We start from the raw sequence: 24,603 nt of genomic DNA, 5'->3' as shown, positions 1-24,603 counted from the left end.
ACATCAGCGGTACATGTAGTCGCGGCTGAAGGGGTAAACCGACTGGGCGCCCTTGACCCCCGCTTCACGCATGTCGCCCGTGGGGCGCGTGGCCAGCATCTGGTGCAGCGATATCCAGCCCTGCTCGAAACTCATGGCGCTGCCGGCCAGGTACAGGCGGTAGGCGCGCAGGGTTTTTTCGGCACGTTCGGCGCCGCCGTCTTCGGCGAGCACCTGGCGCGCTTCGTCCAGCCGGGACTCCAGGGCGTCTGACCAGTCCCACAATGTTCGGCCATAGTGCGGGCGCAGGTTTTCAGTGTCCACCATTTCCAGTCCGGCGCGGGACATGTGCTCCAGCACGGCGCTGACGTGCAGCAACTCGCCGCCGGGAAAGATGTATTTTTCAATGAAGTCGCCCATGCCGGCGCCGAGCTGATGGTTTTCCAGCCCGCCGGCCGTGATACCGTGGTTCATGACCAGCCCGCCAGGTGCCAGCAGACGCATGATTTTCCTGAAGTAGGCGTGCATGTTGGCCTGCCCCACATGCTCAAACATGCCCACCGATGAAATTTTGTCGAAGGGCTGGTCTTCGGGCATTTCACGGTAGTCGCGCAGTTCCATGCGAACGCGCCCGCCCAGGCCTTTTTGCTCAATCAGGTGCTGCACGTAGGCGTGCTGGTTTTTCGATAGCGTGATGCCGGTGGCATCCACGCCGTAATGCTCGGCTGCCCACAGCAGCAGCGCTCCCCAGCCCGCACCTATATCCAGGAAACGCTCGCCGGGCCGGAGCATCAGCTTGCGGCAGATATGGTCGAGCTTGGCCTCCTGGGCTTGCGCCAGCGTCATGGCGGTATCGCGGTAGTAGGCGCACGAATACACCCGGCGCGGGTCCAGCCAGAGCGCGTAGAAGGCATCCGAAACGTCGTAATGAAACTGGATTTGCGCTGCATCCCTGGCCGGCGTGTGGGCCGCCAGGGACTTGGCCCGCCGCAGCAGGCCGGACCACCAGCCCATGTCGCTTTCCACCGGGTTGCCCGGCAGGAGTTTGGTTACCGCGCGCATGACATCGCGCATGGCGCCTTCAAGCTGCAGTTTGCCCTCGACATACTCTTCTGCCAGGGCGCCGATCTGGCCGGCTTTCAGGCGGGCGATGCTGGACCAGTTGGAAAACGACAGCTTGACAGGCGCGTTGGCTGAACCCAGGCGCTGGCCCTGAGGCAATTCGAGGGCGACGTCCGCGGGCAGGCTCGTCATTTGCGATTGGATGTCTGGAACCAGGTGCCGGATCATGCGCAAACTCCTTTCGGTGCGTTTACAGTCTAGCGTGCTTTAGCTCTTTTTGCACATATAAACCTGTTAACTTCATGCATTTGCGCTCAGTAGGGCCAATTCAGCAGCGTCAAATCCGGCGTCGCGACGAGCTTCCAGATTGAGTGGGCCCTTCAGCCGGGGGGCGCCGTATTGTTTTGCGAGGACCGCATAGGTGGCGACCGGGTCCAGACCGCGCTCGGCGCAGAGGAACCGGTACCAGTGGTTGCCGATGGCCACATGTCCGATTTCATCGCGCAGGATGATGTCCAGGATGTCGACGGCTCGCAAGGCATCGGGCGTGCCGACCCGGCGCAGCTTGGCCTGCATGGGCGGCGTGGCGTCCAGCCCGCGTGCCTCCAGCGTGCGCGGCACCAGCGCCATGCGCGCCAGTACGTCGCCTTCGGTTTTTTCGGTCATGTCCCACAAGCCGGTGTGGGCGGGGAAGTCGCCGTAGCGGTAGCCCATGGCTTGCAGGTGGTCGCTCAGCAGGCTGAAGTGCTGCGCTTCCTCCCCGGCCACTTTTAGCCAGTCCAGGTAATAGGCAGGCGGCAGCCCGCCGAAGCGCCAGGCCGCGTCCAGGGCCAGATTGATGGCGTTGAATTCGATGTGGGTCACCGCATGGAGTAGCGCAGCCAAGCCTTCATGGGTGAAGGGGGAGCGCTTCGGCACATCCAGGTGGGAGCGCAATTCCGGCCGTGCCGGGCGCCCGGGCAGGCCGGCGGGGGCCTGTAAATCTGCCTCATTTGCTACCAAAAGTGAAGCTGAAAACGCTTGTATGGCAAGGGTAAGCTTCACTTTTTCCTGTGGATCAGGCTCCAGCAGCGCCTGCAGGGCTTGCTGGCGCAGGTCTGCGGAGGGTGGCGGCTTGGCAATCATGGCTGGATTGTCGGCGATAGCGCCGTTTGCGGCCGCAGACGGCGCAGACAGTAGGGCGAGTGGTTACTTACAATCGGGGCAATCCCTTTCCGACGATCACCTGTTCAAGGACTTTCATGGCCATTTACCAGCTGGGCGATTCAGCCCCTACCATTCACGAGTCAGCCTGGGTGGCCGAGAACGCGCAGGTCATCGGCCGGGTGACGCTGGGTGAGGGTAGCAGCGCCTGGTTTGGCGTGGTGATCCGTGGCGACACGGAAAACATCACGATTGGCCGGGGCACCAACATCCAGGACAACAGCGTCCTGCACGCTGACGAGGGTGTGCCCTTGACGATTGGCGACCACGTCTCGGTCGGTCATCAGGTCATGCTGCATGGCTGCACCGTCGGCGATGGTACGCTGATCGGCATCCAGGCGGTGGTACTGAATGGCGCGAAAATCGGCAAAAACTGCCTGGTCGGCGCGGGTTCGCTGGTGACCGAGGGCAAGGAGTTCCCCGATGGCTCCCTGATCCTGGGCAGCCCGGCCAAAGCGGTGAGGCAACTCTCGCCGGAGCAGATCGAGGGTTTAAAAAGGATCGCGCAGCACTATGTAGACAATGCCCGGCGTTACAAGGCCGGACTCAAGAAACTGGCCTGAACGGTACCTAAAGCATGACTACCCCAAATACCCGACCCTCCCAAACCACGCGTGGGGGCTCTTCAGCCCAGCAGGGGCCGCGGGACTGGCTTTGCCAGACCGCAGGCGCAGCGGCCCCCTCGGGGGGCAGCGCATTACACGAAGTGAAAAGCGTGGGGGCCTAATGTCCGAACTTCATAAATTCCTCTTTGACGGCCTGCCGGTTCGCGGCATGCTGGTACGCCTGACCGACTCCTGGCAGGAAATCCTCACGCGCCGGAAGGCCGCCGGGGGCTATCCGGTCGAGGTGATGCACCTGCTGGGCGAAATGACGGCGGCAGGCGCCCTGATGCAGAGCAATATCAAGTTCAATGGTGCGCTGATTTTGCAGATTTTTGGCGATGGCCCCGTCAAGCTGGCGGTGGCGGAAGTGCAGCCCGACCTGAGCCTGCGCGCTACCGCAACAGTGACGGGCAGCGTGGATGCCGGGAGTTCCTTGAGCCAACTGGTCAATGTGAACAACCAGGGGCGTTGCGCCATCACGCTGGACCCCAAGGACAAGTTGCCGGGGCAGCAGCCTTACCAGGGCGTGGTGCCGCTGTTTGGCGACCGGCGTGAAAAGATTGAAAGCCTGGGCGAGGTGCTGGAGCATTACATGCTGCAGAGCGAGCAGCTGGACACCAAGCTCATTCTGGCAGCTGACGGCAAGGTTGCTGCCGGCTTGCTGATCCAGCGTTTGCCGGTGAAAGGGCAGGGCAACCTGGAGGGCCGGGGCCGGACTGACAGGGACGCTAATGAAGACCAGATCGGTCTCAATGAAGATTACAACCGGATCGCCATGCTGGCCGGAACGTTGAAACGCGAAGAACTGCTTGGCCTGGATGCCGACACCATCTTGCGCCGCCTGTTCTGGGAGGAGCAGGTGACCCGCTTTGAGCCGGCAACGCCCAGCTTTTCCTGCAGTTGCTCGCGCGATCGTGTGGGGAACATGCTGCGCAGCCTGGGTACGGAAGAGATCGAGAGCATTATTGAAGAGCGCGGCAAGGTAGCCGTCGGCTGCGAGTTTTGTGGTGCCCAGTACGACTTTGACCCCGTGGATGCGGCGCAAATCTTCCTGAGCCAGAGCAAGCAGCAACCACCCACCCAGACAGTGCAGTAACGCAACCCCGGGATGCGCTCCTGGCGTTGAGCAGCCCCTAAACCGGGCGTGCGCGCCCGGCCAGCAGATCGCTCAGCAGCCGGTGCTCGCACTGCGGGTCGCTGCATTTGTCGCACACCCATACCCAGGGCCTGGTTTTGCCGGCGTTGTCCGGTCCGCCCGCTGCACCGTGGCTTTGTCGCAGGCGCTGGCCGGCCGTTTTCAGCAGGGGCTCCAGAGCGGCGAGTGCATGGGCGAGGCGTTCCTCCGCTGAGCCGTAGATCACCCGGTAAGGCACGCCGGCCTGGAGCAGTGCGGTGCGAATCGACTGGTCTGCAGCTTCCCTCATTTCATTCATCTGGGCGTTGAGGGCTGGCAAATCACCCATGTCGGGCCCGCGTACCGGGGGCTCCAGCCCCATCAGCAGAACCAGGGCGTAGCCGGCCAGGCTGGCGGCAGGCAGGGGCGCGGGGACGATCACAACACAGGCAGAGGCGGCGCAGGCCGAGGTCTTCAGCGCCTCGTCCAGGGCGGTCGCGAGGGCGGATTTACCGGTGTGTGGTGCCCCGACCAGCGCAAGTTTCAGCACGGTGACGCCTGATGATGGGGGAAATGGGATAAGCGGGGCAGCAAGTGGGACAGAGGGACAAGTGGGGCAATCGGGGCAACCTCAACCCGGCCCGGGCTACCGAAGGGCGTTGCGCCCGCGCTCGCAGAAGGCGTTGACGGGTGATTATTTTGTGATCTGCACAAAGATCTCATTGGGCTTGACCATGCCCAGTTCCACGCGTGCTTTTTCCTCGACCATTTCCAGGCCTTCCCGCAGATCCCTGACTTCGGCCGCCAGTTGATCGTTGCTGACCTGCGCTTGCGCATTTTTGGCGAGTTGCTCGTCCAGCCGCTGCTGCATCTCGCGCACACTTGGAACGCTACCCCGACCAATCCAGAGTTGCGCATGGAGCAACACCAGCAGCGCAATCAGGATGGCAGGGATGAAGCGATTAGCCAAGGTTTAGCCACAAGCCGTGGAAGTGGACGTGGAAGTGGTCAGGTCAACGCAGGTTGTAGAACGCAGCGCGGCCTGGATAAGACGCGATGTCACCCAGGTCTTCCTCGATGCGCAGCAATTGGTTGTACTTGGCCATGCGGTCAGAGCGGGAGAGCGAGCCGGTCTTGATCTGGCCGGCATTGGTGCCGACCGCGATATCGGCAATGGTGGAGTCTTCAGTTTCGCCCGAGCGGTGGCTGATGACGGCGGTGTAGCCGGCGCGCTTGGCCATCTCGATGGCGGCAAAGGTTTCCGTCAGCGTACCGATCTGGTTGATCTTGATCAGGATCGAGTTGGCGATGTGCTTGTCGATGCCTTCCTTGAGGATCTTGGTATTGGTCACAAACAGGTCGTCGCCGACGAGTTGCACCTGTTTTCCCAGGCGTTCGGTCAGAATTTTCCAGCCATCCCAGTCGCCTTCGGCCATGCCATCTTCAATGCTGATGATGGGGTACTTGTCGACCCAGGTGGCCAGGATGTTGGTCCATTCGGTGGCGTCCAGGCTCAGGCCTTCGCCGGCCAGCACGTACTTGCCATCCTTGTAAAACTCGGAGGCCGCGCAATCCAGGCCCAGCGCAATCTGTTCACCCGCGACATAGCCGGCCTTGTCGATAGCCTCCAGAATCATCTGGATGGCCGCTTCGTGGCTGGGCACGTTGGGCGCAAAGCCGCCTTCGTCGCCGACGGCCACGCTCATGCCCTTGTCGTGCAGGATTTTCTTGAGCGCATGAAACACCTCGGCACCGTAACGCACGGCTTCGCGAAAGCTCGGCGCGCCGATGGGGATGATCATGAGCTCCTGCAGGTCAAGGTTGTTGTTGGCGTGCGCGCCGCCGTTGACCACGTTCATCATCGGAACGGGCATCTGCATCGCGCCGCTGCCGCCGAAGTAGCGGTACAGCGGCAGGCCGGCTTCTTCAGCCGCTGCACGCGCAACTGCCATGCTGACGGCCAGCGTCGCATTGGCGCCCAGGCGGGACTTGTTGTCCGTTCCGTCCAGGTCAATCAGCGTACGGTCGAGAAAGGCCTGTTCGCTGGCATCGAGGCCCAGCACGGCTTCGGAGATTTCCGTGTTGATGTGCTCGACGGCCTTGAGCACGCCCTTGCCAAGGTAGCGCGATTTGTCGCCGTCGCGCAGCTCGATGGCTTCGCGCGAACCGGTGGATGCGCCCGAGGGGACTGCGGCGCGGCCCATGACGCCGGACTCCAGCAGCACGTCGCATTCAACGGTGGGATTGCCACGGCTGTCGAGAATTTCACGGCCAACGATATCAACAATTGCGCTCATTTATGTTCTTTCAAAATCAGAAAACAAAAATCAGAAGACTAAAACTACACACCTTCAACCAGCACCATGCGCATGACGGCGATGCCCTGGCGCGACTGACGGGCGGCCTCGTACTCGGCCGACGTATTGAAGGCCCGGGCTTGCTCCATGTCGGGAAATTTCAGCACGACAAGGCGGCTTGGCGACCAATCGCCTTCAATCACCTCGACCTTGCCGCCACGCACGCAAACTTCGGCGCCGTGCACTTGCATGGCAATGCTAGAGAGTTTTTTATAGGTTTCGTATTGTTCGGGGTTCGTAACTGTAACGTTGGCGATAATGTAGGCACTGGTCATATGGCCCCCACGCTTGTCACTCCGTGTACTACGCTGCCCCCCAAGGGGGCCTTCGCAACTTGGGGCGGCCCGGCGTTGCTCATGTTCAAGCCTCAAAACTGTTTTCAAGGTAGCCGTTTTTCTTGGTCACGCGGTCCAGTTCCAGCAGGGTCTCGAGCAGGGCTTTCATGTGCTTGAGCGGCACGGCATTGGGGCCGTCGCTCAGGGCCTTGGCCGGGTCGGGATGTGTTTCCATGAAGAGGCCGGCCACACCGACGGCGACTGCGGCGCGCGCCAGCACTGGCACCATTTCCCGCTGGCCGCCGCTGCTGGTGCCCTGGCCGCCGGGCAGTTGCACCGAGTGGGTGGCATCAAACACCACGGGCGCGCCGGTCTCGCGCATGATGGCCAGGCTGCGCATGTCGGACACCAGGTTGTTGTAGCCAAAACTGGCCCCGCGCTCGCAGGTCATGAAGTTGTCTTCGTTGAGGCCTTTTTCACGTGCCGCAGCCCGCGCCTTGTCGATGACGTTTTTCATGTCACCCGGCGCGAGGAACTGGCCTTTTTTGATGTTGACCGGCTTGCCCGATTGCGCCACCGCATGAATGAAATCGGTCTGGCGACACAAAAACGCCGGGGTTTGCAGCACATCGACCACAGCGGCGACGGTAGCGATGTCGGCTTCGGAGTGCACGTCGGTCAGGATGGGCAGGTTCAGCTCACGCTTGACCTTGGCGAGAATTTCCAGGCCTTTCAACATGCCGGGGCCGCGAAAACTGGTGCCGCTGGAGCGGTTGGCCTTGTCGTAACTGGACTTGAAGATGAAGGGGATGCCCAGTGACGAAGTGATTTCTTTCAGTGCGCCGGCTGTGTCCATCTGAAGCTGCTCGGACTCCACCACGCAGGGTCCGGCAATCAGGAAAAACGGTTGGTTCAGACCAATGTCAAATCCGCATAGTTTCATGGTCAGGCCACCGCCTTCAGGGGCTTGGCCGCGGCCTTGCCATCCTGGCCGGCCTTGACGCGGTGCTCAAGCACCGCCGCAATGTAGGCATTGAACAGCGGATGTCCAGCCCAGGGGGTTGATTTGAATTCGGGGTGAAACTGCACGCCCACGAACCACGGGTGTATATCCTGCGGCAATTCCACGATTTCAGTCAGCTGCTCGCGCTGCGTCAGCGCCGAAATGACCAGGCCTGATTTGCGCAAGGCGTCGAGGTAGTTGACGTTGGCTTCATAGCGATGGCGGTGCCGCTCGGTCACCACATCGCCGTAGATGTTGTAGGCCAGCGAGCCTTTGGCAACATCCGAGCTTTGGGCGCCAAGCCGCATGGTGCCACCGAGGTCGGACTTGGCGTCGCGCGTCTTGATGGTGCCGTCGGCGTCTTTCCACTCGGTGATGAGCGCGATGACGGGATTGGGGGTGGCCGGGTCGAACTCGGTGCTGTTCGCGTCTTTCAGGCCTGCGACGTGGCGCGCAAACTCGATGGTGGCCACCTGCATGCCCAGGCAGATACCGAGGTAGGGCATTTTGTTTTCACGGGCAAAGCGGGCGGCGCAGATTTTACCTTCGACACCGCGCACGCCGAAGCCGCCGGGCACCAGAATGCCGTCGAAGCGCGCCAGGCGCGACACGTTATCGGGTGCGATGGTTTCGGAGTCGACATACTCGATGACCACCTTGGCATGGTTTTTCATGCCGGCATGGCGCAAGGCCTCGTTGAGCGACTTGTAGCTGTCGGAGAGGTCCACATACTTGCCGACCATGGCAATGTTGACCTCGGTCTTGGGATGCTCGGTTTCATACACCAGATCGTCCCAGCGCTTGAGATTGGCCGGGGGCGTGTTCAGGCGCAGCTTGTCGCAGATCAGGCCATCCAGCCCCTGCTCGTGGAGCATGCGCGGGACCTTGTAAATCGTGTCCACGTCCCACATGGAAATGACACCCCACTCGGGCACGTTGGAGAAGAGGGAGATTTTTTCACGCTCTTCCGCCGGAATGCGACGGTCTGCGCGGCACAGCAGCACGTCGGCCTGAATGCCGATTTCACGCAGCTGCTTGGCGGTGTGCTGCGTCGGCTTGGTTTTAAGTTCACCGGCGGCCGCAATCCACGGCACATAGCTCAGATGAACAAAGGCGGTGTTGTTGGGGCCCAGCCGCAGACTCATCTGCCGCACGGCCTCCAGAAAGGGCAGGGATTCAATATCGCCGACGGTGCCGCCTACTTCGACAATCGCCACATCGACAGCATCAGCGGTTTCATAGCCGGCGCCCCGTTTGATGAACTCCTGAATCTCGTTGGTGACATGTGGGATGACCTGTACGGTTTTTCCCAGGTAGTCGCCACGACGTTCTTTCTCAAGCACGCTTTTGTAAATTTGACCCGTGGTGAAATTGTTGGCCTTGCGCATGCGCGTTTCAATGAAGCGCTCATAGTGGCCAAGGTCCAGATCGGTTTCTGCACCGTCGTCGGTGACAAAGACTTCACCGTGCTGAAAGGGCGACATGGTGCCGGGATCCACGTTGAGGTAGGGATCCAGCTTGATAAGAGTGACTTTGAGGCCTCGCGATTCAAGGATCGCAGCTAAGGAGGCTGAGGCGATTCCCTTGCCCAGGGAAGACACCACACCGCCGGTGACGAAGACAAATTTGGTCATGTCAGGTACGAACCGCAAGTTCGCAGAGGTGGTAAACGGAGATTATACGGGTTGGCCGTACAACGGCCGCCAGCCGAGGCGCTAAAACCCGGGCTTTCCTGTGATGGGCGCATCGCAAGGCAGTGAAAAGCGTGGGGGCTCTTCATCCCAGCAGGGGCCGCGGGACTGGCTTTGCCAGACCGCAGGCGCAGCGACCCCTCGGGGGGGCAGGGAGCTACACGCAGTGAGCAACCGTGGGGGCCTAATAGCTCTCCAGCCAGCAGGGGCCGCGGAACCGGCTTTGCCGGGCCGCAGGCGCAGCGGCCCCCTCGGGGGGCAGCGCATTACACGCAGTGAAAAGCGTGGGGGCCCATCTAGCTGCTACATTGCGAAACATGACAAATCAAGCCAATCCCGTGGAAAACGGCGTGCCCGGCGGTGAAGCACTGGACCTGGCCGGCAGGCATCTGGTGCTGGGCCTGTCGGGCGGTATCGCCTGCTACAAGTCGGCCGAGCTGTGCCGTGCGCTGATCAAGGCGGGCGCCACCGTGCAGGTGGTCATGACGGAAGCCGCCGAGCAGTTCATCACACCTGTCACCATGCAGGCGTTGAGCGGCCGGCCGGTTTACACCAGCCAGTGGGACAGTCGCGAAGCCAACAACATGGCGCATATCAACCTGTCGCGCGAGGCCGATGCGATTTTGATTGCACCCATGAGCGCTGACTTCATGGCCAAGCTGCTCCATGGCCGTGCCGATGATTTGCTGAGCCTGATGTGCCTGGCCCGGCCCATCGACAAGGTGCCGCTGCTGGTGGCGCCGGCGATGAACCGCGAGATGTATGCGCACCCGGCGACGCAACGCAACTTTGTTCAGCTTGAGGCCGACGGCGCCAGGGTGCTGGGCGTGGGCAACGGCTTTCAGGCGTGCGGGGAAACGGGTGATGGCCGCATGCTGGAGCCCGAGCAGCTGCTGGAGGACATCATTGCCTTCTTTGCGCCCAAGGTGCTGGCCGGCCAGCGCGTGCTGGTTACGGCGGGACCCACTTATGAGGCTATTGACCCGGTGCGCGGCATCACCAACCTGTCCAGCGGGAAGATGGGTTTTGCCATTGCGCGCGCTGCGCGCGAGGCGGGTGCCGAGGTCACGCTGGTCGCCGGCCCGGTGGGCCTGCCCACACCACGGGGCGTCACGCGCATTGACGTGAGATCTGCACAGAATATGCTCGATACCGTGATGGACCGGGTGCAGGGTGCTACTGTTTTCATAGCTACCGCGGCTGTGGCCGACTGGCGGCCTGCGGCACCATCAGCCCAAAAGATCAAGAAAGACGGATCGGGCCACGCGCCGCAACTGGGATTCACGGAAAACGCGGACATCCTCGCCACCGTTGCCAAGTCTGCCGCCGCCCGGGCGGGCAAGCTGTTTTGCGTGGGCTTTGCCGCAGAAAGCCATGACCTGGCCGAGAACGCCCAAGCCAAGCGCCTGCGCAAAAACGTACCACTGCTGGTAGGTAACATCGGGCCCGATACTTTTGGACAGGACCATAACGCGCTGCTGCTGGTTGACGAGCAAGGCAGCACCGAGGTGGCCCGGGCGCCCAAGCTGTCGCTGGCACGCCGGCTGGTTCAGGAAATCGCTGCCAGGCTGGCGGCGCCGGTCGCTTCGACCCGGAAAGGGTGAGCTGCTTGATACACCCCTCCGATACCCCTCCTGACGGCGATTTCGCGCGGTACGTCGAGCGTTTGACCAGCGGCAATATTTCAGTCTGCGTGCGCCCGGACATGTTCCAGCCGGAACAGGGCGGACAGGCGAATGCGCCATTTTCTGCGAGTTCCGGGATGCCCTCTGTCAAGGCTGCCCTCGAACCCTTTGCAGGAATTTCTTTCCTCACTCATGTGAAGTGGGTGCTGGTGGCGTGGATAGGAACCCAGATGCTGGCCAGGTTGCTGCCCGGAGCAGGCTTTCTGTTTATTCCCTTCCTGCTGGCTTATGCTGCGTGGGTTGTGTTCAGGGTTGGCGCTCCCTCGCTGCGTGCCTCGGCCAGACGCCTTGCAGACCTGGCAGATACCGCCGCAAGAACCGCCACCGCAAGAACCACCGCAGCAGGCACCACCGAAATATCCCCCCATTCCCAACAAGCCGAACGCAAACACAAGTCATGAAAATAGACGTCAAGATTCTGGATCCCCGCCTTCAGGGCAATCTTCCTCACTACGCCACGCCCGGCAGCGCAGGCCTGGACTTGCGCGCCTGCCTGGATGCGCCGCTGACGCTGGGCGCCAATGCCTGGCAATTGGTGCCGACGGGCGTCGCGATCCACCTGTGTGATCCGGGCTATGCGGCGCTCATTCTGCCGCGCTCCGGACTGGGCCATAAACACGGCATCGTGCTGGGTAATCTGGTGGGCCTGATCGACAGTGACTACCAGGGTCAGTTGATGGTCAGTGCATGGAATCGCAGCGATGTGCCCTTCACCATCGAGCCCATGGAGCGTATCGCGCAATTGGTGATCGTGCCGGTTGTGCAAGCGAAGTTCAATGTAGTCACCGAATTCCCCGCCAGCGAACGCGGTGAAGGTGGTTACGGGTCCACCGGTAAAAACTGAGGACCGAACTGAAGGCCTACCGTCCTGGGTTCGTCCAGCGTCAGGCTTTTCTTACGCTGCCGGGCAGCCCTCTCCCACGCCGAATCAGCCTGGGGCCCCACCCCCGGCTTTGGCGATTGCGCATGTAATCAGTTAGAGACTCAAGCAATCCGCACGTTAACTGCACGCCATTGGCGCAAGGTGACGCCGGCTGATTGCATAAGGTCCTCAACTTTCTTAACAGGAGACTTCCATGCGTCAACCTTCCCGATATATTTCAACCACTGCTTCGGTGCTTGTGCTGGCGGCTCTGGCTGCCTGCGCGGCTCCGCCCATGAGTTCATCGGAACCGGTGTCGACCTATCCCAGTTCGTCCTACCCGACCTCGTCCTATCCTGCCCAGTATCCGCAGGGTAACTACACCGAGTTTGGGCGTGTCACCAATGTGGAGGTCCTGCGGACCTCGGAGCCAGGCAGGGGCTCCGGCGTCGGTGCGGTCATCGGCGGTGTGGCCGGTGCGGTGGTCGGCTCTCAGATCGGCGGCGGTAGTGGTCGCACTGCCGCCACGGTGGTCGGCGCTGTAGGTGGCGCTGTGGCCGGCAATGCCATTGAGAAAAGCCAAAGCACGACTGTTCGTGAAACCTATCGTATCTCGATCCGGCTGGACAACGGCAGCACCCGCGCCTACGACGTGCCTGCATCCGGAGACCTGCGCGTCGGTGATCGCGTCAGGATAGAGAATGGACAGATTTACCGTCTTTAAACCGGCTCCAAGCCGTCTTCAGGGCGGGTCAAGGTAAGAATAAGAGCGGTGGCAGCATTTGCTGCGCCGCTCCGCAACCCGCGCTCACTCTGAGTGGATCAATGCAATGTGTCGTTGCCGCTCGTCAGCGATTCCAGTTTGAAAAAACCGGTGCCGAGAGAACCCCGTCCAATTTCCTGTGCGGTGGCCTCGCGCACAGACTCTACTTTCATCGCCAGCCGGATCGCAATGCCGGCCAGGGGATGATTGCCATCCAGTACCACATGCTCCGGGTAGATTTCCGTCACGGTGTAAATGTGGTTGTGCGGAATTTGTCCGTTGGCGCCGGCCGGTAGCGCTGCGCCATCAAAGGTCATGCCTTCTTCCAGTTCTGCGGGGAAGATGTTGCGGGCTTCCAGAAAAACCAGGTTTTCGTCATAGTCGCCGAAGGTGTTTTCGGGCTCCAGATGCAGCTCCAGCTTGTCGCCGGCCTCGTGGCCTTGCAGGGCCTCTTCAATTTTGATCAGCAGGTCATTGCCGCCCAGTAAAAACTCGACCGGCTCGTCCAGTTCATCGAGCATATCGCCCAGGGTGTCTTTCAGCGTCCATGTCAGGGCTACGACGCATTGCGGGGTGATTTTCATCCGACAATTGTCCCATGGATGTAAATCAAGCCCTAGACCTTCTCGCCGGTTTGAGTCCGGCCCGATTCATGCGCCAGTACTGGCAAAAAAAGCCGCTTCTTGTGCGTCAGGCCATTCCCGGATTTCAGCCTTTGCTCAGTCGCGCAGACCTGTTTACGCTGGCCGGGCAGGAGCATGTCGAATCCCGCCTGATTGCCCGCCAGACCCAGGGGTGGCGCATGAAGCAGGGGCCGTTTGCGAGGCGAAGCCTGCCGCCATTGAGCCGGGATGCCTGGACGCTTCTGGTGCAGGGGGTGGACCTGCATGATGCGCGCGCGCATGCGCTGTTGCAGAAGTTTCGTTTTGTGCCGGATGCGCGGCTGGATGACCTGATGATCTCGTTTGCAACGCCGGGTGGGGGCGTGGGGCCGCACTTTGACAGTTACGATGTTTTTTTGCTCCAGGCCAGCGGGCGCCGGCGCTGGAAAATTGGACAGCAAAAAGATCTGACCTTGCAGCAAGGGGTGCCGTTGAAAATACTGCAGAACTTTGAACCTGATGAGGAGTTTGTCCTTGAGGCGGGCGACATGCTCTACCTGCCGCCATGCTATGCACATGATGGTATTGCCGAAGCCGCGGCAGGCGGAGATGGCGAGGCTGCAGACTGCATGACCTATTCCATCGGTTTTCGGGCACCGGCGCGGAACGAGCTGGCTGCGGAGCTGCTGCATCGCCTGGCGGAGTTCAGCGAAGACGAGTCCGAGCCGTCCTCCGGCGAGGGGCGTCGGCGTGCCGGTCCTTCACCGAAAATTTATCGCGACCCGCGCCAGGCCGCAACCGCGACGCCTGCGGCGCTGCCTGAGGGGCTTGCGAAATTCGCCGGGCAAGCGGTCCTCGAGGCGCTCAAGGATCCGCTCGCCCTGGCTTGCGCACTGGGGGAGTACATGACCGAACCCAAACCTTCAGTCTGGTTTGAGGCTCCCCTGCAGGCTTGGGAGCAGGACGCTGTCAAAGCGGGCAAAGCCGGCATTTGCCTTGATGCGCGCAGCCGGATGATGTATGACAGCGACCATGTGTTCATCAATGGAGAAAGCTACCGTGCCAAAGGCACCGATGCCGCCCTCATGCGCCGGCTGGCCGACCAGCGCGGTCTGTCGGCCAGTGAGTTGCGCAAGGCCAGCAAGCCTGCTCTTGCGTTGCTGGGGGACTGGCATGAGGCCGGTTGGCTGCGGCAGGAACTGCCGATGGGAGGCGGCGCCTGAAGGGCGTCTCATCAATTCGAAGGAGGAAGTCTCATGGATTCTCAAACAACACCCACCGAGCCACCCGTGTTGCTGGAGGGGCGCTTCAGTGGCCGCGCCGAGTTCACCAGCCTGGTTCGGCAGGCCTTTGCAGCGGCCGCTGCGGAGGGCTGGCGTGAAATCATCGTGTGCGACCCCAGCTTTGAAGACTGGCCTCTGGGTGAGCGCGTGGTGGTTCAGGCGCTGAATGACTGGTCCAGAGCGGGCCGCAGGTTCACGATGCTTGCTAAAAATTACGATGAGGTGCTCCGGCGTCATGCGCGTTTTGCGGCGTGGCGACGGACCTGGGCGCACATTGTGGACTGCCGTGGAAGTGCTTCCACGCCGGCTGATGACATGCCCAGTGCGCTATGGGCACCCAGTTGGGTGTTTGAAAGGGTGGAGTTGGCGCGCTGCACAGGGACAGCAGGCTCTGAAGTGGTCAGACGGGTTGCGCTGAGGGAACGCCTGAATGAGCGGTTGCTAAAAAGTTCGCCAGCCTTTCCGGCGACCACGCTGGGACTGTAGGTGTGTGCGGGTGTGTGTGGTTTTTACGGTTTTCGGCTTGATTCCGTAGGGCGTTTTGCCGCCTAAGGGTTTTCAGGCTTGCAATAACCGGCATATAATTTATAGCTGGGTAGAAAGAGCTCGAGTCCTTTCCCCAGTCAAACATGACCTGAATTTTTGATTCAGGTTGCCTTTGACAGTTTCCGGAAATTGTTTTCTAAATTCATCAAGGATCGTAAAAATGAACAAGTCACTCGTTTTGGCAGCTATTGTTGCCGCTGTTGCTCTGGCTGCTTGCGGCAAAAAAGAAGAAGCTGCAGCACCTGCGCCTGCACCAGTTGCCGCACCTGCGCCTGCACCTGCTGCTGCTCCCGCTGCTGATGCCGCTGCTGGTGCCGCTTCGGCTGCCGCTGGCGCCGCTACGGCTGCTGCTGGTGCCGCTTCGGCTGCCGCTGGCGCCGCAGACGCAGCGAAGAAGTAATTCTCTTCAGCGAGTCGAAAAAAGCCGCCGCAAGGCGGCTTTTTTTATGGTTCATACAGTTCATGATTTCCCGGCAGCTTGCCCAGACCCCGGGAATGATTGCTTCGTCATGTTGCGTTGTCAGATCTGCAGCCAGCAGCTCCCGTCATCGGGTTTCGCAACGATGATGTCGTCTGGCGCGCAGGACAAAGCCTGCGCCATGACGTCTTGAACCAGGGCGGGCCGGTTGTTTTGCGCGCTCAGATGGGCTGCCACCAGATGCTTGAGGCCCTGGTGGCGCACCGCGCGGGCGATATCTGCCGCTGCGGTGTTGGCCAGGTGGCCGTACTGGCCGCCGACCCGCCGCTTCAGAAATGCGGGATAGGCTGATTGAGCCAGCATCTCGGTGTCGTGGTTGCACTCCAGCAGCAGCGCATCGCAGGCCTTCAGGTGCCCCAAGACGTGTGCCGTCGCATGGCCCAGGTCCGTCAAAATCCCCAGCTTCGCCGAGCCATCCGTGCAGGTGAGCTGCAGGGGCTCCCTGGCGTCGTGCGGCACGGTAAAAGGCGTGAGCTGCAGTCCCCCGAGGTCAATGGCTTCACCATCTCGTGCCGTGCGGAGCAGGCCATCAAAATCCGGCGAGCCGGTAGCGGCATGGGTGCCATGGCTCATCCAGACCGGGATGCGGTAGCGCAGGGACAGTGAGCGCGCGCAACCAATGTGGTCGCCATGTTCATGGGTAATGAAGACCGCGTTGATGTCTTCCGGTCGAAGCCCGGCCTGGCCAAGCCGGTACACGAGGTGCTTGAGCCCCAGCCCGCAATCAATGAGCACCCGAAACGGCAGCAGGCCCAGGGCTTCAACCAGTGTGGCGTTGCCCGAACTGCCGCTGCCCAGGCTTTTGAATCTCAGCACCGGTGCAGCGGGCAGTGATGGGGCTGCAAACCGCGGCCTTATTTCAGGTCGTCGGCAATCACCTGAACAATGCGTTGCGCATTGGCTGACGATTCAGGCGCGCCCTGGGCATTGAGTACCGATACCGTGGTGCTTTCGCCCTGGCTCTTGACCGCAATGCGGTACTTCAGTGGCGCTGGCGCAGCCGGAGAGCCACTGAACAGCTTGCTGAAGAAGCCGGGTTCGCTCTTGTTGGCGACGGGTTCGATATAGCGTACAAAATAGACGCCCTGGCTGCGGTCGCGGTCTTCCACGGTGAAGCCGGTGCGGTCCAGTGCCAGGCCCACGCGACGCCAGGCGCGCTCGAAACCTTCGTCGATCTGCACGACTGGAAGATTGTTCACGACGGTGGAGCGGGATGTCTGTTTCGTGGCGCCTGCTGCAACGAGGGCCCTGGACTGTTCCTGCGCCACGCCCAGCTTCACCATCAGGCGGCGCAGAAACTCGGCTTCGAGTTCGGGATCGGCAGGGCGCGGTTGCCAGACCGTGCTGTCGCCTGTCACGGCATTGCCGCTCTTGGCGCCGGTGATCACCTCCACCATGCCGCGATGGCTGATGAAAATCTCGGTGCCGCCGTCTGGCCGGCGTTCCAGCCGGGTGCGGAACTTGTCGCGTTCGCCGGTGGAATAGGCGCCATCGAGAATTTTGCCCAGTGCGCTGCGAATGAAGTCCTGAGGCAGCTTCGCGCGATTTTCGGCAAAGTCCGTTTCCATGATGCCCAGATTTTCCTGGTCTTGAGCCAGCAAAAAGCCGCTTTCCAGCCAGAAGTCACGCACGGGTCCCCAGAGCTTGTCGGCAGGCCGGTTGATGACCAGCCAGCGCTGGGTGCCCGCTCGCTCTACCCGGACGTCACCTACCGCAACAGCTGCCGTCGGCGCGGTCTGGGGCGCGGCCTGGCCTACCTGGTAGCTGCTGGCGGTCACGGCTGTGCCGGGCACCACATAACGGCTTTCACGGTTGAGCTGGGTCAGGTCGGGAGGAATATCCAGCGAGGGCGCTTTGGTAGCGCTCGATTTGTAATCGATGCGTTCGCCTTCCATGACATCCCTGATGGTGGAGCAGCCCGCAAGCAGGCTCACGGCAACCAGTGCGGACACGGTTAGCGCATTTTGGGTGGTTGCAAAGGCAGGGCGTTTTGGCAAGTTCTTCACTGGGGTTCCCTTAAAAATCAGATCAGGCCGCTGGCGCGCAGGGCGCCTTCCACGGCAGCTTCGTTGGATGGGTCAAGCGGCGTCATGGGTAGTCGTAGCGCTCCACCGCACAGTCCCATCCGGGCCATGGCCCATTTGACAGGAATCGGGTTGGCTTCGACAAAAAGGTTTCTGTGCAGGGGCAGCAGTTTGAACTGCAACTCCATGGCCCGTCTGGCGTCTCCCGCCACGGCAGCCACGCACAGCTCGTGCATCAGGCGTGGCGCGATGTTGGCTGTCACGCTGACGTTGCCCTGTCCGCCGCAAAGCATCAGCGCCACGGCGGTCGGATCATCACCGGAGTACACGGCAAACCCTTGGGGGACTTCCTTGATCAGCCACTGTGCGCGCTCGATGTTGCCGGTGGCCTCCTTGATGCCGACAATGCCGGGCACTTGGGCCAGGCGCAGCACGGTGGCATGCGCCATATCGGCTACGGTGCGGCCGGGCACGTTGTACAGCACGGTGGGCAGGTCGCCGACAGCCTCGGCGATCGCCTTGAAATGCCGGTACTGGCCTTCCTGGGTGGGCTTGTTGTAATAGGGGACGACTTGCAGCTGGCAGTCGGCGCCCACCTGCTTGGCGAACCTGGCGAGCTCGATCGCCTCGGCCGTGGAATTGGCGCCGCAGCCGGCCATGATGGGCACGCGTTTTTTCGCCTGCTCCACCGAGACGCGGATGATTTCGCAGTGCTCTTCGACGTTGACGGTCGGGGATTCGCCGGTGGTGCCGACCACGCCTATGCAGTCGGTCCCTTCGGCGATGTGCCAGTCCACCAGTTTGCGCAGGGTGGGGTAATCTACGCTGCCGTCATCATGCAAGGGCGTTGCCAGTGCAACGATGCTGCCAGTAATGGGTTTCATGTCTTGGTCTGTAGGTTCGCGGCCCTGGGGGTGGTCTGGAAACAATCATAAAAAGGAGATTGCCGACCCGAAGAGCCAATCCCGCATTCTACCCAGAGGCTAGACCAGTCTATAGCGTGGGGGGACTGGGGATTGGGGTTGCAGGCCCCCGGGCAAACCCGGATGGCTTTCGGGTTCGCGGATCGCGGCAATGCGCTGGACGAAGCGTGGCTGCAGTCCCTGTGGGCCTTCCTCAAAGCCGTCCTCGAAAGCCACTACCCGCAAGCCGCGGCAGATCTCCAGCAATTCACCGGGACGCAACAGAAAATCGGGACGGGAGGGTTTTCCCACCGTTTCATTGCCTTGCGTAAAAGTTTCGTAAATCAGGACACCGCCCGGCGCCAAGCCGCCAAGCAAGGTGGGCATCAGCGGGCGCCAGAGGTAGTTGGTGACCACCACCGCGTCAAATTGCCGGCCAGCAAAGGGCCAGGGGCCATTTTCAATATCTGCCACCACCGCTTCGCGGGCCTGCGCCGGAATTGCGATGGATTCAATAGCCTCCTGTGACCTGTCTACAAGGACGACGGGGTGATTTTGTTGATAAAACCAGCAGGCGTGGCGACCGCGGCCGCAAGCCACATCCAGCACCACACCGCCGTCTGCCACCAGGTGCGACCAGCGCTGTACCCAGGCCGAAGCCGGCTCTGTGCCGTGCAGGGTGCTTTGCTTTTGCAATGAGGTCATGGGGTTATTGGGTTAATTGGGTTAATGCGGTTAATAGGATTAACGGAGGTGTTAATAAAGTTAATGAGGCTTGACCTCATCCTTGAGGGCGGCCAGCGCCATCGACTCGACCCGGGCTGGCGCCACCAGTTTGAGCCAGCGGCCCAGCCTGCCTTTGGCTGTCATCACCACCTCGCGGTCCCGTCGCGCCATGCCCTGCAGAATCAGTCCTGCGCATTCTTCAACGCTCATGGCCTGATCTTCCTTCAGGCCACTGGAGCCGGCAGGGGCCCCCGCGGCATTGAAACCGCGATACCGGGTCTGCGTAGCGACCACGCCGGGATAGACGGTCGTCACGCTGACGCCGGCACCCTTCAATTCCGCGCGCAGGGCCTCGAAGAAACCCGTCATGGCAAATTTGGTGGCGCTGTAGGCGGTCCGGCCCGGCACGCCAATCAGCCCCGCGAGGCTGGAGACGGCCACGATGGCGCCGTGGCTTTGCTTTAAATGAGGCAGGGCCGCATGGGTGCACCAGACGCTGCCCCAGAAGTTGATGCGCATCAGTTGCTCGTACCAGGCCAGGTCTTCGGCTTTGACGTCTTCAAAGAGCGCCTGCGCCGACCGGCCAGCGTTATTGATCAACGCGTCGATGCGGCCAAAGCGGCTGACGGCGGCGGCGATCAGCTGCCGGCATTGGGCCTCGATCGAGACATCGGTTTTCACCACCAGCGTTTGGGCGCCGTGCGCCGCACATTGCGCGGCGACTTCCGCGAGCAAGGCTTCGTTGCGCGCAGCCAGCACCAATGCCACGCCGGTGCGGTGCGTTTGCGCGAGTTGCCGCGCCATCTCCGCGCCTATGCCATCGGACGCCCCGGTAATTACGATAGTTTTCATGGCTGCTTGTCCCCGTCGTGATTGGGCTTCAGGTCTCAATGGCCTGTACAAAACTGCGGGCAAGCCTGAAGTCGGCCTGAGGCAATCCTAGAAACAGGCCCAGACCTGATTGGCCAGCGTGAAGAGGAAATCAGGCCGCGTGTAAAGGGAAAACACGCCCAGCGATGCGAGGATCGCGAGCGCCCACCAGCTGATCTTTTTGGCCACCTTACGCTCCCTGCGGCAGGCCGGCACGCGAAATCGGGGTTTCGCGCACCGGCAGGTTTACCAGTGCTGCAAACACACCCAGCGCAATGGCGATGTACCAGACAATGTTGTAGCTGCCGGTGCGGTCATACAGGTAGCCGCCCAGCCAGACCCCCAGGAAGGAACCGATCTGGTGGCTGAAGAAAATAAAGCCGCCCAGCATGGACATATGCTGGATGCCGAAAATTTGCGCCACCACGGCGTTGGTCGGTGGAATGGTCGACAGCCACAGCAAGCCCATCACGCTGGCAAAGATATAAACGCTCATGGGGCTCAACGGGGCGGCCAGGAACACGGCGATGACGATGGCTCGCGACAGGTAAATCGTCGCCAGGATTTTTCGTTTGGCAATTCTCTGGCCCAGCGAACCGGCAACGTAGGTGCCGAACACATTGAAGAGGCCGATCAGGGCCAGCGCATAACTGGCCACCTGGGGCGACAGGCCCTTGTCTTTCAGATAGCTGGGCATGTGCACGCCAATGAATACCACCTGGAAGCCGCAGACGAAGTAGCCGGCCATCAGCAATTGAAAGCTCGGGTACTTGAAGGCTTCCCGCAGTGCCTGCCCGATGGTTTGCTCGCGTTTGGCCGGCTTGCCGCTCGCAAACCCGCTCTCATGCAGCCCCAGCGCCAGGGGCACGATCATCAAAACTGCAATGCTCAGGGCCAGCAGGGCTTCTTTCCAGCCCAGGCTGCTGATCAGGAAACCCTCGACGGGCACCATCAAAAACTGGCCAAACGAGCCTGCGGCCGCTGCCACACCCATGGCCCAGGAGCGCTTGTCCGAGGAAATATTGCGCCCGATGACGCCGTAAATCACCGCGTAGGTGGTGCCTGCCTGCGCCGCGCCAATCAGCACCCCGGCGGTCAGCGTGAACAGCAGGCCCGTGGGCGACAGCGCCATGCCAACGAGGCCCAGGGCGTACAGCAACGCACCACCCACAATCACCCGGAAGGCGCCAAAGCGGTCAGCCGCCATGCCGGCAAAGATGCCAAAAACACCCCAGGCCAGGTTCTGCACGGCAATGGCAAAAGCAAAGGTCTCGCGCGTCCAGCCCTGCGCCTGGGTGATGGGTTGAAGCCAGAGGCCGAAGCCATGGCGTATACCCATGGACAGCGTGACAATCGCCGCGCCGCAGGCCAGCACCTGAAGCATCGACAGGGTTTGGGAAGAAGAGGAAGAGGATGACGCGTCGGGAGTAGGGGCGGTGTTGGAAGCCATGGGCAGACTGTAACGAAAATGTCCACAAGGTGCTGGCGGCCGGGCGGTGCGCCGCGTGGCGGAACCGTCCGGCCCGGCGGGTTCGGTTAGCATGGCTGTATATTTGTACAGTTACTTTTGCGGCCCGGTCTACAATTGCCGCAATTTCCTCATCAGCCATGGCCGACAAACTATCTACCGCAAGCAACGAATATTCCGAAGGCTCGATCCGCGTGCTCAAGGGTCTGGAGCCCGTCAAGCAGCGGCCGGGCATGTATACGCGCACCGACAACCCGCTGCACATCATTCAGGAGGTTCTGGACAACTCGGCCGACGAGGCGCTGGCCGGGTATGGCAAAAAGATCAAGGTCACGCTGCACACCGACGGCTCGGTGAGCGTGGAGGACGACGGGCGCGGCATCCCGTTTGGCCTGCACCCGGAAGAAAAAGCACCGGTGGTCGAGCTGGTGTTCACCCGCCTGCATGCCGGTGGCAAGTTCGACAAGGGCAAGGGCGGCGCCTACAGCTTCTCGGGTGGCCTGCACGGCGTGGGGGTGAGCGTCACCAACGCCTTGTCAAAACGGCTTGAAGTGATGTCTTACCGCGAAGGCATGGTCGCCCGGCTGGTGTTTTCAGGTGGCGATGTCATTGAAAAACTGCAGTTGCGCAAGGCTGTTGAAGGCGACCGAAAATGCGGTACCTCCGTGCGCGCCTGGCCGGACGCCAAATACTTCGAGTCTGCCGCGCTGCCCATGACCGAGTTGACGCATTTGCTGCGCAGCAAGGCCGTGCTGATGCCTGGTGTGACCGTCACGCTGACCAACGAGAAGACCAAAGAAACGCAGACCTGGGCCTACAAGGGCGGCCTGCGCGACTACCTGATGCAGACCCTCACTGCCGATCCGGTGATTCCGATGTTTGAGGGCGAGGGCTTTGCCGATGCCTCGCACGACAGTTTTGCCGAGGGTGAGGGCGCCCAGTGGTGTGTGGCCTTTACCGAAGACGGTCAGCCCATGCGCGAAAGCTACGTCAACCTGATCCCGACCAGTGCCGGCGGTACGCACGAAAGCGGACTGCGCGATGGCTTGTTCACTGCCGTCAAGAGCTTTATCGATTTGCATTCGCTGCTGCCCAAGGGCGTCAAGTTGCTGCCTGAGGATGTGTTTGCCCGGGCCAGTTATGTGCTTTCCGCCAAGGTGCTGGACCCGCAGTTTCAGGGTCAGATCAAGGAACGCCTGAACTCGCGCGATGCGGTGCGGCTGGTGTCGAGCTTTGTGCGCCCCACGCTGGAGCTGTGGCTGAACCAGCATGTCGACTACGGGAGAAAACTGGCCGAACTCGCCATCAAGGCCGCGCAAACCCGCCAGAAGGCCGGCCAGAAGGTTGAAAAACGCAAGGGCTCCGGCGTGGCCGTGCTGCCGGGCAAGCTGACCGATTGTGAAAGCAAGGACCTGGCACACAACGAGGTCTTCCTGGTCGAGGGCGACTCGGCGGGCGGTAGTGCCAAGATGGGGCGCGACAAGGAAAGTCAGGCCATCTTGCCGCTGCGCGGCAAGGTGCTCAATACCTGGGAGGTCGAGCGTGACAGGCTGTTCGCCAATACGGAAATCCACGATATTGCCGTGGCCATCGGCGTCGATCCGCATGGCCCCCATGACACGCCGGACCTGAGCGGCCTGCGCTACGGCAAGGTCTGCATCCTCAGCGACGCCGACGTAGACGGCTCGCACATCCAGGTGCTGTTGCTGACCCTCTTTTTCCGGCACTTCCCCAAACTGATTGAAGCTGGTAATGTGTATGTGGCGCGTCCGCCGCTGTTTCGGGTGGATGCTCCTGCGCGAGGTAAAAAGCCGGCGTCCAAGGTGTATGCCCTGGACGAAGGCGAATTGACCGCCATATTGGACAAGTTGCGCAAGGACGGCGTGCGTGAGAACGCCTGGAGCATCAGCCGCTTCAAGGGGCTGGGCGAAATGAGTGCGGAACAGTTGTGGGAAACCACGCTCAACCCGGACACCCGGCGCCTGCTACCCGTGCAGTTGGGCAATTTTGATTTTCTGCAAACTGAAAATCTGATCACCAAGCTGATGGGTAAAGGCGAGGCTGCGGCGCGACGCGAACTGATGGAGTTGCACGGCGATGCCGTGGAGATCGATATTTGATGAATTTCCCCCTGAAGTTGTTTTCGCTTTTGCACCTGGCATCGGCATCCCGCGTGTTGGCGGGGACGCCGGCGCCGCGTAGCCCTGTCCGCTGGCGCGCGCTGCTGTTGCCCATGCTGGTCATGCTGCTTGCGGGTTTGCACGTCACTCCGGCCCGTGCCGATATCTGGGGCTATGTAGATGCCGGGGGCGTTGCCCACTTTTCGGCGATACGGCTGGATGAGCGCTATGAGCTTTTCTTTCGCGGGGCTGAAAGCTTCAGCGCAGGCAACAATGTTGCCAAAAGCGGCAAGGCAGTCGGCAACGATGCCAACCGGGCCACCGGCGTGGCCGCTGCGCCGCCCAAGCTGCTTGCCTACTTTGATGTGTCTCCCAACTACAAGGCCGTCAAGCACCTGCTGCGCGAAGCTTCCGTCAAGCATGGCATTGACTACGAACTGCTGCAGGCCCTGATCGCCACCGAATCTGGCTTTGACACCCAGGCTGTCTCGCCCAAAGGCGCGGTGGGGCTGATGCAGCTGATCCCGCCGACGGCGGAACGCTATGGCGTCAGGGCTGACAAAAATTCCCCGATCCAGAAAAAGCTGACTGACCCCAAGACGAACATTCGAGCGGGTTCCAGCTACCTGAGCGACCTGATTGCCATGTTCCCCGGCCAACTGGAGCTGGCAGTTGCCGCCTATAACGCCGGCGAGGGTGCGGTGCAGCGAGCCGGTAACAAGATTCCCAATTACCCTGAAACCAAAAACTACGTCAAGACCGTGATGCAGCTCTATAACCACCTTAAGCCGCCCAGCATGATGGCGTCGCCCGGCCGGGTTCGCATGGAAATGATGGGCGGCGCAACCGGCCGCAGCAACATGGTGCCGCCCACAGTGGTGTCCACTGCCACGCCAGAGGTTCAACTCGAGCAGAACTGACCTCACAATGCGCCTTGTGTTCAGCCCGGGAATGTTTGCGCGGGATGTGCCAACCACCAGCCCGG

The 24,603-nt window shown here is 61.4% G+C and carries 26 protein-coding genes; 11 read left to right on the top strand and 15 right to left on the bottom strand.

The features are described from left to right. Positions 1-3: 3 nt before the first annotated feature. On the bottom strand, positions 4-1,269 hold the full coding sequence (locus AC1DUR_RS08565) for a class I SAM-dependent methyltransferase (RefSeq protein ID WP_477718476.1): 1,266 nt from the start codon (positions 1,267-1,269) through the stop codon (positions 4-6). 72 nt (positions 1,270-1,341) lie between these two features. Then, the gene (locus tag AC1DUR_RS08560; RefSeq protein ID WP_477718475.1) at positions 1,342-2,166 is read right to left on the bottom strand and encodes a ferritin-like domain-containing protein; all 825 of its coding nucleotides are present in this window, start codon (positions 2,164-2,166) and stop codon (positions 1,342-1,344) included. Positions 2,167-2,282: 116 nt separating this feature from the next. On the opposite strand from AC1DUR_RS08560, the gene AC1DUR_RS08555 reads away from it, so the two are divergent. Together AC1DUR_RS08555 and hslO are read left to right on the top strand one after the other, a co-directional pair. Beyond that, a complete protein-coding gene (locus AC1DUR_RS08555) occupies positions 2,283-2,807 on the top strand; it encodes a gamma carbonic anhydrase family protein (protein ID WP_477718474.1) in 525 nt (174 codons plus the stop codon). A 163-nt stretch (positions 2,808-2,970) separates the two neighbouring features. Further along, positions 2,971-3,945 (top strand): Hsp33 family molecular chaperone HslO, encoded by a 975-nt coding sequence (hslO, locus tag AC1DUR_RS08550; protein WP_477718473.1) that lies wholly within the window; start codon positions 2,971-2,973, stop codon positions 3,943-3,945. Positions 3,946-3,982: 37 nt separating this feature from the next. Here the strand turns inward: hslO and AC1DUR_RS08545 are convergent, their stop codons facing one another. The 6 genes from AC1DUR_RS08545 to AC1DUR_RS08520 form a co-directional block, all read right to left on the bottom strand. Continuing rightward, positions 3,983-4,513, bottom strand: coding sequence for a hypothetical protein (locus AC1DUR_RS08545; RefSeq protein WP_477718472.1), 531 nt, complete (start codon positions 4,511-4,513; stop codon positions 3,983-3,985). Between the two features lie 144 nt (positions 4,514-4,657). Further along, a complete protein-coding gene (locus AC1DUR_RS08540; protein WP_477718471.1) occupies positions 4,658-4,933 on the bottom strand; it encodes a septum formation initiator family protein in 276 nt (91 codons plus the stop codon). Between the two features lie 43 nt (positions 4,934-4,976). Then, positions 4,977-6,260 (bottom strand): phosphopyruvate hydratase, encoded by a 1,284-nt coding sequence (gene eno, locus AC1DUR_RS08535; RefSeq protein WP_477718470.1) that lies wholly within the window; start codon positions 6,258-6,260, stop codon positions 4,977-4,979. 44 nt (positions 6,261-6,304) lie between these two features. Further along, positions 6,305-6,595 (bottom strand): DUF1330 domain-containing protein, encoded by a 291-nt coding sequence (locus AC1DUR_RS08530; protein WP_477718469.1) that lies wholly within the window; start codon positions 6,593-6,595, stop codon positions 6,305-6,307. Between the two features lie 85 nt (positions 6,596-6,680). Further along, positions 6,681-7,538, bottom strand: a complete 858-nt coding sequence (gene kdsA, locus AC1DUR_RS08525) for a 3-deoxy-8-phosphooctulonate synthase (protein ID WP_477718468.1) — start codon at positions 7,536-7,538, stop codon at positions 6,681-6,683. Between the two features lie 2 nt (positions 7,539-7,540). After that, the gene (locus AC1DUR_RS08520) at positions 7,541-9,232 is read right to left on the bottom strand and encodes a CTP synthase (RefSeq protein ID WP_477718467.1); all 1,692 of its coding nucleotides are present in this window, start codon (positions 9,230-9,232) and stop codon (positions 7,541-7,543) included. A gap of 374 nt (positions 9,233-9,606) precedes the next feature. Between AC1DUR_RS08520 and coaBC the strand changes: the two genes are divergently transcribed. From coaBC to AC1DUR_RS08500, 4 genes are all read left to right on the top strand, one after another. Beyond that, the gene (gene coaBC / locus AC1DUR_RS08515) at positions 9,607-10,893 is read left to right on the top strand and encodes a bifunctional phosphopantothenoylcysteine decarboxylase/phosphopantothenate--cysteine ligase CoaBC (RefSeq protein ID WP_477718466.1); all 1,287 of its coding nucleotides are present in this window, start codon (positions 9,607-9,609) and stop codon (positions 10,891-10,893) included. A gap of 5 nt (positions 10,894-10,898) precedes the next feature. Then, positions 10,899-11,375 carry a hypothetical protein gene (locus AC1DUR_RS08510; protein ID WP_477718465.1) on the top strand — a complete coding sequence of 159 codons (477 nt, stop codon included), beginning with the start codon at positions 10,899-10,901 and terminating at the stop codon, positions 11,373-11,375. Beyond that, entirely contained in the window at positions 11,372-11,818 is a 447-nt protein-coding gene (gene dut / locus AC1DUR_RS08505) for a dUTP diphosphatase (RefSeq protein ID WP_477718464.1), read from the top strand. The genes AC1DUR_RS08510 and dut overlap by 4 nt, the downstream gene beginning before the upstream one ends. A gap of 232 nt (positions 11,819-12,050) precedes the next feature. Continuing rightward, complete coding sequence (locus AC1DUR_RS08500) at positions 12,051-12,560, top strand: outer membrane lipoprotein (protein WP_477718463.1); 510 nt, start codon at positions 12,051-12,053, stop codon at positions 12,558-12,560. Between the two features lie 98 nt (positions 12,561-12,658). On the opposite strand, the gene AC1DUR_RS08495 is transcribed toward AC1DUR_RS08500, so the two are convergent. Continuing rightward, positions 12,659-13,183, bottom strand: a complete 525-nt coding sequence (locus AC1DUR_RS08495; protein WP_477718462.1) for an FKBP-type peptidyl-prolyl cis-trans isomerase — start codon at positions 13,181-13,183, stop codon at positions 12,659-12,661. A gap of 14 nt (positions 13,184-13,197) precedes the next feature. Here AC1DUR_RS08495 and AC1DUR_RS08490 point away from each other — a divergent pair, with 14 nt between their 5' ends. The 3 genes from AC1DUR_RS08490 (at position 13,198) to AC1DUR_RS08480 (ending at position 15,641) form a co-directional block, all read left to right on the top strand. Then, entirely contained in the window at positions 13,198-14,424 is a 1,227-nt protein-coding gene (locus AC1DUR_RS08490; RefSeq protein ID WP_477718461.1) for a JmjC domain-containing protein, read from the top strand. Between the two features lie 33 nt (positions 14,425-14,457). After that, complete coding sequence (locus tag AC1DUR_RS08485; protein WP_477718460.1) at positions 14,458-14,970, top strand: hypothetical protein; 513 nt, start codon at positions 14,458-14,460, stop codon at positions 14,968-14,970. A gap of 251 nt (positions 14,971-15,221) precedes the next feature. Further along, on the top strand, positions 15,222-15,641 hold the full coding sequence (locus AC1DUR_RS08480; protein ID WP_477718459.1) for a hypothetical protein: 420 nt from the start codon (positions 15,222-15,224) through the stop codon (positions 15,639-15,641). On the opposite strand, the gene AC1DUR_RS08475 is transcribed toward AC1DUR_RS08480, so the two are convergent. From AC1DUR_RS08475 to AC1DUR_RS08450, 6 genes are all read right to left on the bottom strand, one after another. After that, a complete protein-coding gene (locus tag AC1DUR_RS08475) occupies positions 15,551-16,324 on the bottom strand; it encodes an MBL fold metallo-hydrolase (RefSeq protein ID WP_477718458.1) in 774 nt (257 codons plus the stop codon). The genes AC1DUR_RS08480 and AC1DUR_RS08475 overlap by 91 nt on opposite strands. A gap of 38 nt (positions 16,325-16,362) precedes the next feature. Then, the gene (gene bamC, locus AC1DUR_RS08470; RefSeq protein WP_477718457.1) at positions 16,363-17,460 is read right to left on the bottom strand and encodes an outer membrane protein assembly factor BamC; all 1,098 of its coding nucleotides are present in this window, start codon (positions 17,458-17,460) and stop codon (positions 16,363-16,365) included. A 71-nt stretch (positions 17,461-17,531) separates the two neighbouring features. Continuing rightward, entirely contained in the window at positions 17,532-18,416 is an 885-nt protein-coding gene (gene dapA, locus AC1DUR_RS08465; RefSeq protein ID WP_477718456.1) for a 4-hydroxy-tetrahydrodipicolinate synthase, read from the bottom strand. Between the two features lie 99 nt (positions 18,417-18,515). After that, positions 18,516-19,139: a class I SAM-dependent methyltransferase gene (locus AC1DUR_RS08460; RefSeq protein WP_477718455.1), complete on the bottom strand. Its 624-nt coding sequence runs from the start codon at positions 19,137-19,139 to the stop codon at positions 18,516-18,518. A 60-nt stretch (positions 19,140-19,199) separates the two neighbouring features. Then, positions 19,200-20,012 carry an SDR family oxidoreductase gene (locus AC1DUR_RS08455; protein ID WP_477718454.1) on the bottom strand — a complete coding sequence of 271 codons (813 nt, stop codon included), beginning with the start codon at positions 20,010-20,012 and terminating at the stop codon, positions 19,200-19,202. A 208-nt stretch (positions 20,013-20,220) separates the two neighbouring features. Next, complete coding sequence (locus AC1DUR_RS08450; RefSeq protein WP_477718453.1) at positions 20,221-21,480, bottom strand: MFS transporter; 1,260 nt, start codon at positions 21,478-21,480, stop codon at positions 20,221-20,223. A 158-nt stretch (positions 21,481-21,638) separates the two neighbouring features. Between AC1DUR_RS08450 and AC1DUR_RS08445 the strand changes: the two genes are divergently transcribed. Continuing rightward, entirely contained in the window at positions 21,639-23,618 is a 1,980-nt protein-coding gene (locus AC1DUR_RS08445; protein ID WP_477718452.1) for a DNA topoisomerase IV subunit B, read from the top strand. A 113-nt stretch (positions 23,619-23,731) separates the two neighbouring features. Continuing rightward, a complete protein-coding gene (locus AC1DUR_RS08440; RefSeq protein ID WP_477718624.1) occupies positions 23,732-24,538 on the top strand; it encodes a lytic transglycosylase domain-containing protein in 807 nt (268 codons plus the stop codon). The last annotated feature ends 65 nt before the right edge of the window (positions 24,539-24,603 follow it).

This window comes from Polaromonas sp. P4_F4, from assembly GCF_056401355.1.
The sequence above is the reverse complement of the archived record's forward strand: the minus strand, read 5'-3'. Positions and strand labels throughout refer to the sequence as shown.

Excerpts from the sequence above, each read along its gene's own strand:
- AC1DUR_RS08565 (WP_477718476.1), bottom strand. The coding sequence starts at position 1,269 with ATGATCCGGCACCTGGTTCCAGACATCCAATCGCAAATGACGAGCCTG.
- AC1DUR_RS08560 (WP_477718475.1), bottom strand. The coding sequence starts at position 2,166 with ATGATTGCCAAGCCGCCACCCTCCGCAGACCTGCGCCAGCAAGCCCTG.
- AC1DUR_RS08555 (WP_477718474.1), top strand. The coding sequence starts at position 2,283 with ATGGCCATTTACCAGCTGGGCGATTCAGCCCCTACCATTCACGAGTCA.
- hslO (WP_477718473.1), top strand. The coding sequence starts at position 2,971 with ATGTCCGAACTTCATAAATTCCTCTTTGACGGCCTGCCGGTTCGCGGC.
- eno (WP_477718470.1), bottom strand. The coding sequence starts at position 6,260 with ATGAGCGCAATTGTTGATATCGTTGGCCGTGAAATTCTCGACAGCCGT.
- AC1DUR_RS08530 (WP_477718469.1), bottom strand. The coding sequence starts at position 6,595 with ATGACCAGTGCCTACATTATCGCCAACGTTACAGTTACGAACCCCGAA.
- kdsA (WP_477718468.1), bottom strand. The coding sequence starts at position 7,538 with ATGAAACTATGCGGATTTGACATTGGTCTGAACCAACCGTTTTTCCTG.
- AC1DUR_RS08520 (WP_477718467.1), bottom strand. The coding sequence starts at position 9,232 with ATGACCAAATTTGTCTTCGTCACCGGCGGTGTGGTGTCTTCCCTGGGC.
- coaBC (WP_477718466.1), top strand. The coding sequence starts at position 9,607 with ATGACAAATCAAGCCAATCCCGTGGAAAACGGCGTGCCCGGCGGTGAA.
- dut (WP_477718464.1), top strand. The coding sequence starts at position 11,372 with ATGAAAATAGACGTCAAGATTCTGGATCCCCGCCTTCAGGGCAATCTT.
- AC1DUR_RS08500 (WP_477718463.1), top strand. The coding sequence starts at position 12,051 with ATGCGTCAACCTTCCCGATATATTTCAACCACTGCTTCGGTGCTTGTG.
- AC1DUR_RS08495 (WP_477718462.1), bottom strand. The coding sequence starts at position 13,183 with ATGAAAATCACCCCGCAATGCGTCGTAGCCCTGACATGGACGCTGAAA.
- AC1DUR_RS08490 (WP_477718461.1), top strand. The coding sequence starts at position 13,198 with ATGGATGTAAATCAAGCCCTAGACCTTCTCGCCGGTTTGAGTCCGGCC.
- AC1DUR_RS08485 (WP_477718460.1), top strand. The coding sequence starts at position 14,458 with ATGGATTCTCAAACAACACCCACCGAGCCACCCGTGTTGCTGGAGGGG.
- dapA (WP_477718456.1), bottom strand. The coding sequence starts at position 18,416 with ATGAAACCCATTACTGGCAGCATCGTTGCACTGGCAACGCCCTTGCAT.
- AC1DUR_RS08460 (WP_477718455.1), bottom strand. The coding sequence starts at position 19,139 with ATGACCTCATTGCAAAAGCAAAGCACCCTGCACGGCACAGAGCCGGCT.
- AC1DUR_RS08455 (WP_477718454.1), bottom strand. The coding sequence starts at position 20,012 with ATGAAAACTATCGTAATTACCGGGGCGTCCGATGGCATAGGCGCGGAG.
- AC1DUR_RS08450 (WP_477718453.1), bottom strand. The coding sequence starts at position 21,480 with ATGGCTTCCAACACCGCCCCTACTCCCGACGCGTCATCCTCTTCCTCT.
- AC1DUR_RS08445 (WP_477718452.1), top strand. The coding sequence starts at position 21,639 with ATGGCCGACAAACTATCTACCGCAAGCAACGAATATTCCGAAGGCTCG.
- AC1DUR_RS08440 (WP_477718624.1), top strand. The coding sequence starts at position 23,732 with ATGCTGGTCATGCTGCTTGCGGGTTTGCACGTCACTCCGGCCCGTGCC.